We start from the raw sequence: 13,701 nt of genomic DNA on the forward strand, positions 1-13,701 counted from the left end.
CGATGTAGTAGGCGTGTTCCCACACGTCGAAGGTGAGGAGCGGTTTGAGACCCTTGGTGAGCGGGTTCTGGGCGTTGCCTTCTTGCGTGATGACGAGCTTGCCCGATGCATCGGCGGAGAGCCAGACCCAGCCGGAACCGAAGAGGCCCGCACCTTTCGCCTGGAATTCTTCCTGGAACTTTTCGAAGGAGCCGAAGTCCCGGGCGATGGCATCGGCAATCTTACCGGTCGGAACGTTGCCGGCCTTCGGGGCGGCAAACTGCAAGAAGTACATGGAGTGGTTCAGGAACTGGCCCGCGTTGTTGAAAACGCCGCCTTCGGAGGTTTTCACGATGTCTTCGAGGGACTTGCCTTCGAAGGCACTCCCCGGAAGCGCCGCGTTCAGGTTATTCAGGTAGGTCTGCAGGTGCTTGCCGTAGTGGAACTCGATGGTTTCGGCGCTGAGGGCCGGGGCCAAGTCCGCCGCCGCATACGGGAGGGCGGGCATTTCAAATTTTCCATTTTTCTGTTCGGTCATTGCGTCTCCTTTTCGCGGCTACGCCGCGGTGTGAGGTGTGAAATGTGAGATGTGTAGTGAGTAATTATAATTTCACATTACACACTCCACATTACACATCAATTAGATGCTTGTCTCTATATAATCTCGTCTAAACGTGCCGTTGCCGAGCAGGATGTCGATAGGCAACTTCTTGAATTCGTATTCGTAGGGCGGCTGCTTCCAGGCGAAATCCTTCGGGTACTCGTTGAAGATGTACTGCAAAAGCTTTACCGCCATATCAAAACTGCGGAACTTGTCGCGGTCGAGCACGTGTATCTGCGCGCCACCGCAAATCTGGCCTGCGCCCTTGTGGAACGTAGGCTGGAAGTAATTCTCGCGGAAATACACGCCGGGCAATTTCAATCCGTTCATGTACTTGCAAAGTTTGACCGCATCGATAAACGGGGCGCCGAAAATCTCAAAGGGGCGGGTGGTGCCGCGGCCTTCGCTCACGTTGGTGGCCTCGAACAGGCACATGCCGGGGTAAACGATTGCGGTATCGAGGGTAGGCATGTTGGGGCTGGGCAGAATCCACGGGAGTCCCGTCTGATCGTACCACATTTTCTTGTCGTAACCTTCCATGCCCAGCACGTAGAGTTCGCACTTGGGGAAGCGTTCTTCCTTGAACTGCACCGCCAATTCGCCAATCGTCTTTGCGTGGCGGGTGCGGATACTGTGCAGGCCCACAAAACTCGTGTAATTCAAGTCAAGCACCGGACCTTCTTCATCGATACAGTTGATGGGGTTCGGACGGTCCACCACGATCACGGGGATTCCGGCCTTCTCGCAGGCTTTCATACAAAGGAACAAGGTCCAGATGAACGTGTAGTAGCGGGCGCCAACATCCTGCAGGTCCACGAGCATCATGTCCACGTGGCTGAGCATCTCGGGGGTGGGTTCCCGGTGTTCGCCGTACAGGCTATAGACGGGAATGCCCAGTTCGGGGTCGGTGTAGCCCTCCCACTCGATCATATTGTCTTGGGTGTGGCCCTTGATGCCATGCTGCGGGCCAAAGAGTGCCGAAAGCTTGAACAGCTTGCCGTCGTATTCCTTCAGAAGGTCGAGAGTGTAATGCAGGTCCGGGAGTACCGAAGCCGGGTGGAGGACAGCGCCGAGGCGCTTGCCCTTGAGGTTTGCGGGGAAGGCTTTTTCGAAACGAGAGAGTGCGAGAGAGACCATATGATAGGGGTTAGGATTTAGGATCTAGGGGTTAGGAATGTGGTGTGTGAGGTGTGGGGAGTGAGATTAGTAATGAGTTGTGAGTTGTGAGTTCTTATAGTTGCGCCTTTGGCGCCAAATTATATACTGAGGACTGATAACTCCATGTTATGAGGTGTGGGTTTACAAGATGTGTTAAAAGTTAAGAATTAAGAGTTAGGGAATGGGCGGCCATTTCAAGAAAGGTCTTTCTAAAGCCGGGTTTAAGAAATTTTTACCCCAGAGGGGAATATTTCCCTAAAAAATGACAAAAATGACAAGCGTATTTTTTTATTTTTCCCCGTGAACAAAAAAAGCAAAGGATAAATTATGGCTTATTTGAACAAAGTGATGCTCATTGGCAATATTGGTAAGGACCCTGAATTCCGCATGAGCCAGACCGGTGGACGCAAGCGCGTCTCCTTCTCCCTCGCCACCAGCCGTCGTTACCGCGACAACAACGGCGAGCAGAAAGAACAGACCGACTGGCACAACATTGTGGGTTGGGGTAAAACTGCCGACATTATCGAGCAACTTGGCGTACACAAGGGCATGAGCCTCTACGTAGAGGGCACCCTTACCAACCGCAGCTGGACCGACCAGAACGGCCAGAAGCGTTACGCTACCGAAGTCAACATGGACACCTTCCAGCTGCTGGGCCCCCGCACTCAGGGCGGTTCTCCCTCTTACCAGGGCGGCAACTCCTACCAGGGTAGCTCCAACAACTACAGCCAGCCTCAGGGTGGCGCTCCGGCATACGACGCCCCCATGCCCGAAGACGACGGCTCTGACCTTCCCTTCTAGCCCATGAACTCGGACGTAGCTGAAATTGCCCTGATGTACGTGCTCCCCCTGGGAGTCACGTTCATTACCATATTGCAGACGGCAGCCTCGGAATACCGCAGCCAGAAACTGGCGGGGGCATTCTTGTCCCTCATCGTCGTTGTCCTGGACTGCCTGTTCTACTTTACCAAGAATTCCTTCATCGCCTACAACAACGACGGCGGGCTTCTGCTCGCTTTCGGGAGCCTGTTCTTTTTTGCGATTCTCTACGTAATCAAGAGCGACGAGACTCCGGCAAAGGTGGCAAACATCCTTTTTGCCGTGCTGATGCTTGCAGGAATTGTCGGGATTTCTTACTGGGATAGGCCCACATTGGTCATTACCTCCCAGTATTCCGCTGCTGACATTGCTGCCCAGAACGCCATGTACCAAGACTACATTACCTCGTTCCAGAATGGGACTCCGACCAAGGCTACAAAAAGCAAGGTGACCGGAACCCAGATCAGGAACTCTGGCGCAACAGGCGAAAACGTGCAGGGCCAACGACCTGCAAGGCCTGCCACCCTTTCCGAGGGCGCCAAAGCCCGACTGGAAAGCTACATGGACGAATCCCGCACCGTCATGAAGCGTATGCAAGAGGTGGAATCGGCCATCAACGGCTTTGGCAAGCTGCCGCCAAATATTTCGGAAGCAGACCGCGAAGAGTGGAGCCGCAAGGCCCTCGCCATCAGCAACAATGCAATGGCCATCAACAAGAAGGCCTTGGGGCTATTCCACCCTCACGAGTCCAGCGAAGCCCATGCCGAGCTGATTCAGGCCACCGAAAGCCTGCGTCTTGCGGCCTATTCCCTCTATACCTACACCCTTCAAGAAAACGCAGCTGACCAGAAAGCTCAACTGCAGCAGGCGAAGGAACAGCTGGGTCAATCCAAGATTTTCCTGGACCGCTTTATTGCGGCCATCCAGGGACTCCTTACAAACTACAAAGAACAACCAGAAGAAAACTAAAGGTTAATTATGATTCGCAACGTAGCCATTATGGGTGCCACCGGCGCCGTCGGCCAGGAAATCCTCTCCATCCTCGAGGAACGCAACTTCCCGCTGCAGAGCCTCAAGCTCCTCGCCTCCGAACGTAGCGCAGGCAAGGAATTCAAGTTCAAGGGCGAAACCCTCAAGTGCGAAGTCCTGAACAAGGATTCCTTCAAGGGTATCGACCTGGTGCTCAGCTCCGCCGGTGCCGCGATTTCCCAGGAATTCGCCCCCATCGCCGTGGAAAACGGCGCCGTGGTGGTGGACAACACCAGCTTCTTCCGCATGGACCCGAAGGTCCCTCTGGTCGTGCCCGAAGTGAACCCCGAAGATATCAAGCTCTACAAGGCTGAAAACGGCGGCAAGGGCATTATCGCGAACCCGAACTGCACGACCATCATGATGGTCGTGGTGCTGAACCCCATCGAGAAGATTTCTCACATCAAGAAGATTCACATTTCTTCTTACCAGAGTGCCAGCGGCGCAGGCGCCATCGCCATGGAAGAACTGAAGCAACAGTACAAGGACATCATCGAGACGGGCACCACCACCCACATCGCGAAGTTCCCGTTCCAGCTCGCCTACAACGTGATTCCGCAGATCGACAAGATGACGGAAAACGACTACACGAAGGAAGAAATGAAGATGTTCAACGAGACTCGCAAGATCATGCACTCTGACGTTCGTACGAGCGCCACCTGCGTGCGCGTGAGCTCGCTGCGTTCTCACTCTGAATCCGTTTGGTTCGAAACCGAACGTCCGGTTTCTGTCGAAGAAATCCGCAATGCCTTGAAGAACGCTCCGGGCGTGACCCTCAAGGACGATCCGCAGAACTACGTGTACCCGATGCCGCTGGAAAGCGCCGGCAAGGACAACGTGTTCGTTGGCCGTATCCGCAAGGACCTGGCCGACGAGAACAGCAACACGCTGTGGCTCACCGGTGACCAGATTCGCAAGGGCGCAGCCCTCAACGCCGTGCAGATTGGCGAGATCTTGGCCAAGGGTGTGTAATCCCGGGTGTCATCCCCGCGAAGGCGGGGATCTTCTATTACAAGCATCAAAAAGCCGTCCCGATAAAGGACGGCTTTTATGATTTTCAATGTTTTTTTCTACGAACAGCCGTTAGCGAAGAAGCGTCCTCGACAGAGCCTTGCCGTTCTGTTCAAGAACAATCAAGGCAACGCCTCGAGCATCTACGGCACCACTCAAATTCACTTGATGCACGCCTTCGCTCATTTTGCCAAGCGAAACAACCTTCTGCAACACCCCCTTCAAATTATACACCTTGACGTTCGTCATCCCCGAACGGGAAAGCGTTACCATAGCTTGCAGGTTTCGGCGGTTTCCATATAGTTTAAGGTCATTAGCGCCCTTCGCTACGACCATGTTGGACTTTACCTTTATAGGAGGATCGTCAATAGGAATTTCGGGAAGAACGCCCGCGGTAAACACAAGCTGCGGATACGACATCGTATCGTTCAAAGTCCAATACTTGTCGAAATCAGTCCAGTTCTTGTATAGGGACGCATTCTTCATTTCAGTAAACGCAACGCCGTCTACCGTTGAATCCGTTCCAAACCCGCAGCCATCCTTATTGTAAAGGGCATTTTTTACAGATCCGTCGTTTCCTGCCACAAAGCAGCCGGTACCATAAAGTTCAGCGCCGCTTGCAACAGTCTTTCCAGCAAAGAATACGTTTTCAATATTCTTTCTATTCGTACCGACAAATCCAGCAGGTTCAACCTTACCAGAAACCTTTCCCGTAGCATAGGCATTCAAAATGGTTCCACTGTTACTCGAAACGAAACCAGCGCCTGTGTATTCACTGGTGACATTTCCCGTAGCGTAGGCATTATTGATTTGACCTTCATTGGAACCGACAAAGCCGCCCGCCGTATACGACACATCATAACCTGTGATTTTTTCAAGAGATCCAGTCGCATAGCAATAGTAGATATTGCCCTTGTTCACGCCGACAAAGCCGCCAAAAACAGAATGCGAATGCACATCACCCGTCGCATAGCAATTGAGAATTTTTCCTTTATTTACTCCCACAAAGCCGCCAGCATGCATGCCACCAACGACTTCCCCGCTTGCGAAACTATTCGAAATAATACCAGTAGAGTCATTTTGACCGACAAAGCCACCATAAGTATCACCGGATCCCTTATTACCGTTATTCACATGGCCCGTCGCATAGCAACTATCGATTTTGCCGCTATTGCGGAATACAAATCCTGCCAAATTGTTGAACGCATCAACATTTGCTTTCGAATACGAATTCAATATAGTGCCGACGTTGTTCAAAGCGAAACCAGACACAAGTCTCCCAGGGAAAGAATCGGCAGAAACCGTGCCTTCCATACGGGAATTCTTGATGATACCAGCATTGTGAACGACGAAACCGCCAGAACTATCGGAATGGACGTTCGTCTTGGCAAAGCCGTTTTCGATGACCCCAGTCGTATCGTTCGTTCCGACAAAACCAGCCGCACCACGGTATTCACCAAAAACAGCATCGGCATCGACACTGGAATTCTTGATGGTTCCGCTATTAAACCCAACCAGGCCAGCCGAATTTTCATTCATCGAATAAATTGAACCATGAGAAACACACGAATCAATCGTTCCCGTATTATATCCGGTCACACCGCCCAGATAACGGTTTCCATGTTCAAGAATTCCATTGATTTCAGCAGAAACAATTAGACCTTCATTGTCACCGGCAACTAAACCAAGTTTTTGTCCGTAATAAGTAGACCGCATGTCGGCATTGACTTTCACGTTACGAATAACCGATTTTTTTCCGGTATTGCTACCGACAATACCGCCGACACTTACACGATCATTAATGCCATAAACGACGCCACTAAAGTCTACATCTTGAATAATGCCGTTTTCATTAATACCCACAACACCACCCGTACTAACCGGGGCGCGCACCGTATCACGCTTGAGCTCAACATTTTCAATCAAGCCAAAATTCATTACGGCCACAGAGCCAGCTGCCCAGACAAACTTTACCGAAATAAAGCAATCGGACATTTTCAGATTCTTGACAACACCATTAGGGCCTACAGCCATAAACATGGCCGTTGAACGAGTATCCGTCGACATCGAATAAAGATTCGATATGGTATGGTCCGCGCCGTCAAATACGCCGCCAAAATAAGACTGCTCTGTTCCATAGTACGCTATGCCTATCGGCTGGAAACCGGCGGTGGAATCGGCGGCATTCTTTTCGTTCCGGGAAGCAGACGCATCGATATCGGCAGTCAGCACATAATGACCGTCCATGCTGTAGTCGCCAATACCCACAGCCTTGAGATCTTCGTAATCAGCGACCTGCCATGGACTTTCGGCGGTTCCTGCACCAGCCATTTTACCATTTGTAGCCAAGCATGGTACAGCCAGCATGGCCCCCCAAAAAATGGAGAGTTTTTTCACCATATTTCCTCCTTCTTATGAAAATCTATTTTCCCAGTTGGTCCGGGTTCAGGCACTTGAGTTCGTCCACGACGAACAGGCCATCCTTGCGGATGAGCTTGTCGTCGAACCAGATTTCGCCGCCACCGTATTCCGGACGCATAATCAGCACCAGGTCCCAATGGATAGAACTGACGTTCCCGTTTGGCGCTTCTTCGTAGCAGCGGCCTGGCGTAAAGTGGATAGAACCCGCAATCTTTTCGTCAAAGAGAATGTCACACATGGGCGCGTTCACAAACGGGTTGAAACCGACCGCAAACTCGCCCACATAACGGGCTCCCTCATCGGTATCGAACAGGGCATTCATGGCCACATTGTCACCGGATTCGCAAGTAGCGTTCACAATCTTGCCATCCTTGAATTCCAGGCGGATATTGCTGAAATACTTACCATCGTAAAGGGTGGGCGTATTGTACTGAATGACTCCGTTCACGCTGTTGCGGACCGGCGCGGTATAGACTTCGCCGTCGGGGATATTCATGTTGCCGCAGCAGGGTATGGCCGGAATGTCCTTGATGCTAAACGTCAAGTCCGTGCCCTTGGCCACAAGACGCACCTTGTCGGTGCGGTTCATGAGGTCCACCAGGTTCTGGGCGGCCTTGGCCATCTTCGGGTAATCGGCCAGGCAGGCTTCAAAGTAGAAGTCCTCAAAAGCTTCCGTGCTCATCTTGGCACCCTGGGCCATGGATGGGTTCGGCCAGCGGAGCACACACCAGCGGGTCTTATCCACACGATAGTTCAGCACGGGGTCCGTAATCTTGCGGTAACTGAGCATTTTGGCGCTGTCGATATCGCAGTTTTCCAGAGCGTTGTCGGCCCCGCGGATGGCGATATAGGCCTGCATTTTCTGCATCTCGGCCAGAGCTAAATCCGCCTGGAGTTTCATCTGTTCTTCTGTAGCAGACTTGATCATTTCGCGACGGACTCGCCCGCGGTAGTTGTGCACAAAGGCATTTCCACCTACTTTAGCCACAGCCTTCACCAGTTCCGTAGAAACTTCGTCCGGAGTGTCCGTGGTCTCGATAAGGATGTTCTCCCCCGTCTTAAGACCGATGGCATTGTTGATTAGATTCTCTGCAAGTTTTGTAATTCTTGAATCAGTCATTTTATTCCTCTTTTTTTCAAATAGCATTTCACCTAGATTTTGAAGCATTTATCAAAACTTGGGCCTGGTTTGGCGCCAAGGGCGCAACTATAAGAACTCACAACTCTTTCCCCCTGCGCATGGCACGGATGTTCCTGGGCAGAACCTCCTTATGCCACTTTATCCACTCGTCAAAATAGATATAGCGCTTTTCACGCTGACGGAACTGCCGACCGTGAACCACCCGGCGGCCATTGCGCTCCTCCACAGGAATCACCACATGGAGGCACTCGTGATAGACAACTCCCGCTACGGCGTAAAACGGGCAGTTCTTGGCATCGTAACCCTTGCTGATGCTTATCAGGTGAAAATCTTCACCCGTCAGAGGGTCCTTTCGCATGGAGTGGAAGCTTAGGCCTCCCACCCGATTGCTCCAGGTAATACGGCAAGTCAGTTCGCCGTTGAAATAAGTTTCATTGACGGCTGCAAGCACCTGGCTCAAGTCGTGATAAGTTCCCTTGGGGCGTATGGGCGGGATTCTGCCGCGGGACTCCAAGGTCTTTTCTCCCTTGTCCGCCAGTACCTGGTCCACCACCGTCCAAAAGCGGTTCACCAGTTCTTTAATGGCAAGCTTGTTCTTCTGGGTCTTTCGGCGGATGGCGTGTTCCGCCCATTCGGCAGCAATTTCTCGAGCCTGGGCAAATTCCGGAGCCTTCATATACCCCGGCAAGAGCACCTCCGGATGGCCGAACAAGAAGCCTCCAACACAGCGGATGCTCTTTTTCATGCGGGGGTTGTACTTGAAAGTCACCAGACCGTTTTCGGAACTTTCGGCCGAAACTTTTTTGACCGCAGGTTCATAGACCTGGGACGCCGCCGAACCGAAAAGGTCCAGCTGGCCGAACAAGTCCATCTGTCCCTCGCCCATCACGAGAAAACACCCTCATAAAGGTTCATGGACAGGAGCCCGCCGAAGTAACTTTCAGGCAATTCCAAGTCTGCATAATGTTCCGAAATGCCACCCAGAGCCTCTTCGATATGGTCTGGCATATACACCACAAAGCTTTCGTTCTTTTCTGTCTGCAAATATTCCGGCACGCAGTATTTCGGGTGAGTCTCGCTAAAGTACATGCGGCACGACACTGGACGCAAGGGGTATATTCTGCAATCCCCTTGGGGCGAGGAGAATGGGCACGCCTTCCACTGGGAAAAATAATCGTGGAGGGCTCTATCTTCGGCATCATCCTCGGAGTCAGATTCCGCCAAGCGCTTGCCCAAAAGACCTTCAAACAGTTTCGCCCGCATTTGACAGTCTTCCATGACAGACATAAAGTCATCTCGACGCCTCAAACTTGAATACAGGTAAACCAGTTCAAAAGGCTCCACAGACATGGGGTAATGGTGGCAGCAATTCCCGCAAGAAGGGCCGCACTTGATTCCATTCTTATGCTGGGGTAATACAGCCTCCAGATAGAGGGAATAGGCCCTGTGGTATTCTTTGGCAAAGTCCACAATCATGGGAACCTGCACCGCCAAGTTGTCTGGACCGATCGCAGATTTCCGTCCAAGAGATTGCGCCACAGAATCGAGGCGGTCCCGTTCCTTGGACAAGAGCTGTCCGAGCCTACTCACCGCATTGGTGTACGCCCTGGTCGGGAAGTATTCCTCGCACAAACTCATGGCACCAAATATATTTACTTCGGCAGATGATTTCACGTTTTCTAGCAAAAAACGGCATTTTTACTATAAAAACAGCGGGAAAACGGATTTTCACCCCAAAAAAGAGGAAAAAGGATGGATTTATGTTCTTTTTTGTAAGAAGAAAGTTATCTTTATAAAGGACTAGAACATCTAGAATGACCTATGAAAATAAAACTTTCAATTTGTTTCTTATGCACACTGATCCTAGGGATTGTAGGTTGCAATCTGTTTAACCCCACGGGTTCAGCGAATATTGATTCCAGCGACGCAAATGCCCTGACGTACGAAGGGTATCAAAAGTTCCGGGCAAACGACTACTCCGAGGCCGCCTATTATTTCAGCAAGGCCATCGAAGCCGATTCAAGCCATTCCGAAGCATGGTACGGTCTTGCCAAGGCAAAACTGAACCTTCAAGAAATAAATTCCTTTGAACTTCTCAAGTACGTCAATACCGAGGGAAGCAATTCCATGCCCATTTCAAAAATGAGCGATGGGACAGCAGCAAAATACCAATACAGCATCGACACTATTCTTGATTTCATGAAAGTGTTCATCACACTTGACACGACTGGACAACTTGACGGCGTGGTGAGCTACAAGAACATTTCCGACAGTTATATGATTTTACAATTGTTCAAAACCATGCTTGTCTTGCGGAAAGTTATGCCCGACATACCGGCCTGCGCCTCTGTCAATGCCGTAACCGGCGAGGCGGAATGCAACCTGGGAGATATTCTCAACGGGTTGCACGGCAACAAATCTACCGAAACCCTAGAAACTCTTCACGAATTCTTTTCCACATGTGCAAAACAACCCGAATCTATGGGTGCTGTTGCAGGCCAGCTCTTACCAGGATTTGGCTCCTTGCTTTCGGAAGAAGGCAAAAATGTAACTATGGGGGCCTCTTGTGATGCAATGAGCAGCATCACTCAAATTGGAAATACGCCGGCCGAAAACGAAAAAAAATTATCTACTGTCATCTCCTTCACCGGCTATAGTCAGTCCGTGGATGAAGACGGCGATGGATGCAATGACGAAGAAATCATTGACGGGCAAGACAATGACGGAGATGGAGAAATTGATGAAGATCCCCGAGACCAGTCAGACCAATTTGTCTATGACGAGATGACCATAGCAAAAAACGCCATTGCTCATAGACAAGGAACAGAGAATTTAATGATCATTCGTTCTGTAGGGCCAAATAACAAATACAGAAACGTAGATATTGATATGGATGGCAGGACAGCCAACAACGAAGAATGGGACTTTATTTATCCAGAATATCGCAGAAGGGTTGAAAATGGGGACCACCGGTTCAGGTTCGCCGCAGACCTAATCTTCAACCCCCAGGGACTTCCATTTGAAACTTTCCAAGAATTAAAACACGCTGTTGCCATAGATTATGAAGGCAAATATAGTCTCCAATATCGACAAGAAACCATCGGAGGCTGTTGGATCCGTTATTCAGAAAGCGACTTCCAGAGAATCCTTGAAGCACAAAAAGTGAGGTATCAAGAATGAAACGGATACTAATACTTTTTACGCTAAGCCTTGCATCTTTCGCTTTTGCTCTTAAGGCACCGACGCACCATTCTCTGCGCGCCGAAGCCATGGGTAACGCCCATGTGGCCGTAGTCGACGACAAAGAGGCTATCTACTTTAACTACGCTGGCTTGACTCAAATCAACAAGCTTGGAAACTACGACAAATTCCCCGAAACCGGATATTACCCCCGTAACTACGCCGACATGCGTCTAAACCTGGGTGGTGCTGGGCCTTTTGAAACGTATTTCCATACCTACAACGTGGCCAAGGACTTGCAGAGAATCTACCAAGGCGCTTCCGATGCGGCTGCAGCAAACGGCCTCAAGGCATCAACAGTTCTGATGGACTCCCTATCCAGTCACCCGGAACTGATGCACCAGGTAAACAGCTATGACCACAAGAGCCTCGCCATGAAGTTGAAGTTCGATGCTGAAATGGCTTTCCATGGCATTGGTGGTGCGGTCTGGGTAGATGCAAACGTGGCACCCTACCTGGATGCAGGCATTGTGTTACCCAATATGGCCATTGACACCTTCTATGTCGATGGAGTTGTCCAGGGCGGTATTTCTTACGGCTTCACGGACAACCTCTCCGTGGGTATCGGCGCAAAGGCAGTCAAGCGTCACAAGGTAGAAATGCTTACAGTCGACATCTTGAATTACGACACCATGCAAGACACCCTTGAAGATCGCTACCACGACGCTACGGATAACATCTTTGATTTCAATTCCATTTCCATGGGTATCGACTTAGGCGTTCTTTATCAGCTCACCCGCGAAGTCAGAGTCGGCACTTCCCTAAGAGACATCTATTTCAAAGAACTTGCTGGGGATAAAATCACTCCTAACTGGACCGTAGGTGCAAACTACAGCCCTAGATTCTTCAATAAGAACACGGGTTATGGCCGTAAGTTCAACATTGCCATGGACTTTGCCGACATTGTAAACAGCACAAACAACTACAAGCCTTTATCTCACATTAATTTCGGTTTCGAAGTTGAACAGAACCTGATTGCCTGGCCTGGCTACTACTACGGAGTTCGAGCCCTTGCACTGCGCCTATCTGGCGGTTTCAAGGGCGGTTACCCCGCAGGTGGAATTGCCTTGGAAGTTCTACAATTCTTCACCCTTGAATTTGCAACCTGGGCCGAAGAACTGGGCTACTACACTGGTCAGGACGAACAGCGTATCTATATGGTCGAATTAAGCCTAGGTTTCTAGTCATGACTACAAACGAGCTGGAAACCCTCCCGATTTCAAGGGCTCAGTTTTTGAAGACTGACATCTTCAAAAATGTTTCTTTTGAAAGTTTAGCAGGCTACCTGCTCAGTTGCAAAAAAATCACGGCTGAACCGGGAACGCTTCTTATTGACCCCAACCAACCAGAACGAAAACTTTTGGTGTTGTTGGACGGCAAGCTAGAAGTCGTCTTAAGTTCTAAAGGCGGTTCTTTTTCTGATTTCATTTTGCCTGGACATTGCGCAGGCGAAATGTCCATCTTTGACAATGTGAAACCCAGCGCCCAAGTTTTTGCCAAAGAGAAAAGCACCTTGTTGGTCATTGATGCAGACATCGCTCTCGCCATGCTCAACGCGTCCCATGATCTTTGCCTAAACTTCTTGCAGCTTTTGAGCAGAAGGTTACGCAACAACAATAAAGTCGTTTGCGAAGAAGAATACCACATCCGCTGCATTGAAGAAAACGCCAAGGTAGATTCCTTGACAGGACTACACAACCGTCGTTGGCTTGAAGAGACCTACACGAGAGAACTCAAGCGCAGCAATGACGGTAATTTCAGCCTGTCTGCATTCATGCTGGACATCGACCATTTTAAGAACATCAACGACACCTACGGGCACTTGGCCGGCGACCAAGTTCTTATTGCTGTTGCGCAAGAAATCACCCGATGCCTCAGACCTAGTGACATGCCTGTACGCTACGGAGGCGAAGAATTCACGGTATTCCTGCCCAACACCACCGTAGACAACGCCAAAATCATTGCTGAAAGATTGCGTGCAGGAGTAGAAAAGATTCGCGTCGCCCTTTCTACTGGCGAGGTGATAAATGTTACCATAAGCGTCGGTTTTACGGAACGGCAAGCCGGCGACACCGTAGAATCTATCATCAAGCGGGCAGACGACGCCCTATACCACGCCAAGGAATCAGGCCGCAACCGCGTGTGCCTGAACCTAGGCGAAGATTCCATGTTCCTATTCTGACCGGGCTGGCTGAAAGCCTATTGATTCTTACCACAGACCAGCCCTCTCGCAACCACGCCTCGTTAATACGAGGCGTTTGTTGCTCACAGAAGCGACCGCAAAGTCTAAAAGCAAAAATAA

Annotated in this window: 12 protein-coding genes; 6 read left to right on the plus strand and 6 right to left on the minus strand. The window is 50.5% G+C overall.

All coding sequences use genetic code 11. The annotated features are described in order from the left end of the window. A partial coding sequence (locus IKB43_12010; GenBank protein ID MBR2470848.1) for a superoxide dismutase occupies positions 1–517 on the minus strand: 517 nt, incomplete at its 3' end. A gap of 102 nt (positions 518–619) precedes the next feature. Beyond that, complete coding sequence (locus IKB43_12015) at positions 620–1,717, minus strand: DUF1343 domain-containing protein (GenBank protein ID MBR2470849.1); 1,098 nt, start codon at positions 1,715–1,717, stop codon at positions 620–622. Between the two features lie 348 nt (positions 1,718–2,065). Between IKB43_12015 and ssb the strand changes: the two genes are divergently transcribed. From ssb to IKB43_12030, 3 genes are read left to right on the plus strand one after another with little or no spacing between them, the layout of a single operon-like run. Beyond that, a complete protein-coding gene (gene ssb, locus IKB43_12020; GenBank protein MBR2470850.1) occupies positions 2,066–2,539 on the plus strand; it encodes a single-stranded DNA-binding protein in 474 nt (157 codons plus the stop codon). 3 nt (positions 2,540–2,542) lie between these two features. Then, positions 2,543–3,526 (plus strand): hypothetical protein, encoded by a 984-nt coding sequence (locus IKB43_12025; protein MBR2470851.1) that lies wholly within the window; start codon positions 2,543–2,545, stop codon positions 3,524–3,526. Positions 3,527–3,535: 9 nt separating this feature from the next. Next, positions 3,536–4,558 (plus strand): aspartate-semialdehyde dehydrogenase, encoded by a 1,023-nt coding sequence (locus IKB43_12030; protein MBR2470852.1) that lies wholly within the window; start codon positions 3,536–3,538, stop codon positions 4,556–4,558. A gap of 111 nt (positions 4,559–4,669) precedes the next feature. Here the strand turns inward: IKB43_12030 and IKB43_12035 are convergent, their stop codons facing one another. From IKB43_12035 to IKB43_12050, 4 genes are all read right to left on the minus strand, one after another. Further along, positions 4,670–6,997 carry a hypothetical protein gene (locus tag IKB43_12035; GenBank protein ID MBR2470853.1) on the minus strand — a complete coding sequence of 776 codons (2,328 nt, stop codon included), beginning with the start codon at positions 6,995–6,997 and terminating at the stop codon, positions 4,670–4,672. A gap of 22 nt (positions 6,998–7,019) precedes the next feature. Beyond that, positions 7,020–8,138, minus strand: coding sequence for an aminopeptidase (locus IKB43_12040; GenBank protein ID MBR2470854.1), 1,119 nt, complete (start codon positions 8,136–8,138; stop codon positions 7,020–7,022). A 97-nt stretch (positions 8,139–8,235) separates the two neighbouring features. Then, the gene (locus IKB43_12045; protein MBR2470855.1) at positions 8,236–9,045 is read right to left on the minus strand and encodes a hypothetical protein; all 810 of its coding nucleotides are present in this window, start codon (positions 9,043–9,045) and stop codon (positions 8,236–8,238) included. Then, the gene (locus IKB43_12050; protein ID MBR2470856.1) at positions 9,045–9,797 is read right to left on the minus strand and encodes a YkgJ family cysteine cluster protein; all 753 of its coding nucleotides are present in this window, start codon (positions 9,795–9,797) and stop codon (positions 9,045–9,047) included. Before IKB43_12050 ends, IKB43_12045 begins: the two co-directional genes overlap by 1 nt. A 183-nt stretch (positions 9,798–9,980) precedes the next feature. Between IKB43_12050 and IKB43_12055 the strand changes: the two genes are divergently transcribed. Genes IKB43_12055 through IKB43_12065 form a run of 3 tightly spaced genes read left to right on the plus strand, consistent with a single transcriptional unit; the run spans position 9,981 to position 13,581 of the window. Further along, positions 9,981–11,339 carry a tetratricopeptide repeat protein gene (locus IKB43_12055; GenBank protein ID MBR2470857.1) on the plus strand — a complete coding sequence of 453 codons (1,359 nt, stop codon included), beginning with the start codon at positions 9,981–9,983 and terminating at the stop codon, positions 11,337–11,339. Beyond that, a complete protein-coding gene (locus IKB43_12060) occupies positions 11,336–12,583 on the plus strand; it encodes a hypothetical protein (protein ID MBR2470858.1) in 1,248 nt (415 codons plus the stop codon). The genes IKB43_12055 and IKB43_12060 overlap by 4 nt, the downstream gene beginning before the upstream one ends. A 2-nt stretch (positions 12,584–12,585) precedes the next feature. Then, a complete protein-coding gene (locus IKB43_12065) occupies positions 12,586–13,581 on the plus strand; it encodes a GGDEF domain-containing protein (protein ID MBR2470859.1) in 996 nt (331 codons plus the stop codon). Positions 13,582–13,701 lie beyond the last annotated feature (120 nt).

It is taken from the genome of Fibrobacter sp. (assembly GCA_017503015.1).
Lineage (GTDB): Bacteria > Fibrobacterota > Fibrobacteria > Fibrobacterales > Fibrobacteraceae > Fibrobacter.

Bases quoted from the DNA above. Each gene is read 5' to 3' on its own strand.
- IKB43_12015 (MBR2470849.1), bottom strand. From the start codon at position 1,717: ATGGTCTCTCTCGCACTCTCTCGTTTCGAAAAAGCCTTCCCCGCAAAC.
- IKB43_12030 (MBR2470852.1), top strand. From the start codon at position 3,536: ATGATTCGCAACGTAGCCATTATGGGTGCCACCGGCGCCGTCGGCCAG.
- ssb (MBR2470850.1), top strand. From the start codon at position 2,066: ATGGCTTATTTGAACAAAGTGATGCTCATTGGCAATATTGGTAAGGAC.
- IKB43_12060 (MBR2470858.1), top strand. From the start codon at position 11,336: ATGAAACGGATACTAATACTTTTTACGCTAAGCCTTGCATCTTTCGCT.
- IKB43_12050 (MBR2470856.1), bottom strand. From the start codon at position 9,797: ATGAGTTTGTGCGAGGAATACTTCCCGACCAGGGCGTACACCAATGCG.
- IKB43_12025 (MBR2470851.1), top strand. From the start codon at position 2,543: ATGAACTCGGACGTAGCTGAAATTGCCCTGATGTACGTGCTCCCCCTG.
- IKB43_12040 (MBR2470854.1), bottom strand. From the start codon at position 8,138: ATGACTGATTCAAGAATTACAAAACTTGCAGAGAATCTAATCAACAAT.
- IKB43_12065 (MBR2470859.1), top strand. From the start codon at position 12,586: ATGACTACAAACGAGCTGGAAACCCTCCCGATTTCAAGGGCTCAGTTT.
- IKB43_12035 (MBR2470853.1), bottom strand. From the start codon at position 6,997: ATGGTGAAAAAACTCTCCATTTTTTGGGGGGCCATGCTGGCTGTACCA.
- IKB43_12055 (MBR2470857.1), top strand. From the start codon at position 9,981: ATGAAAATAAAACTTTCAATTTGTTTCTTATGCACACTGATCCTAGGG.
- IKB43_12045 (MBR2470855.1), bottom strand. From the start codon at position 9,045: ATGGGCGAGGGACAGATGGACTTGTTCGGCCAGCTGGACCTTTTCGGT.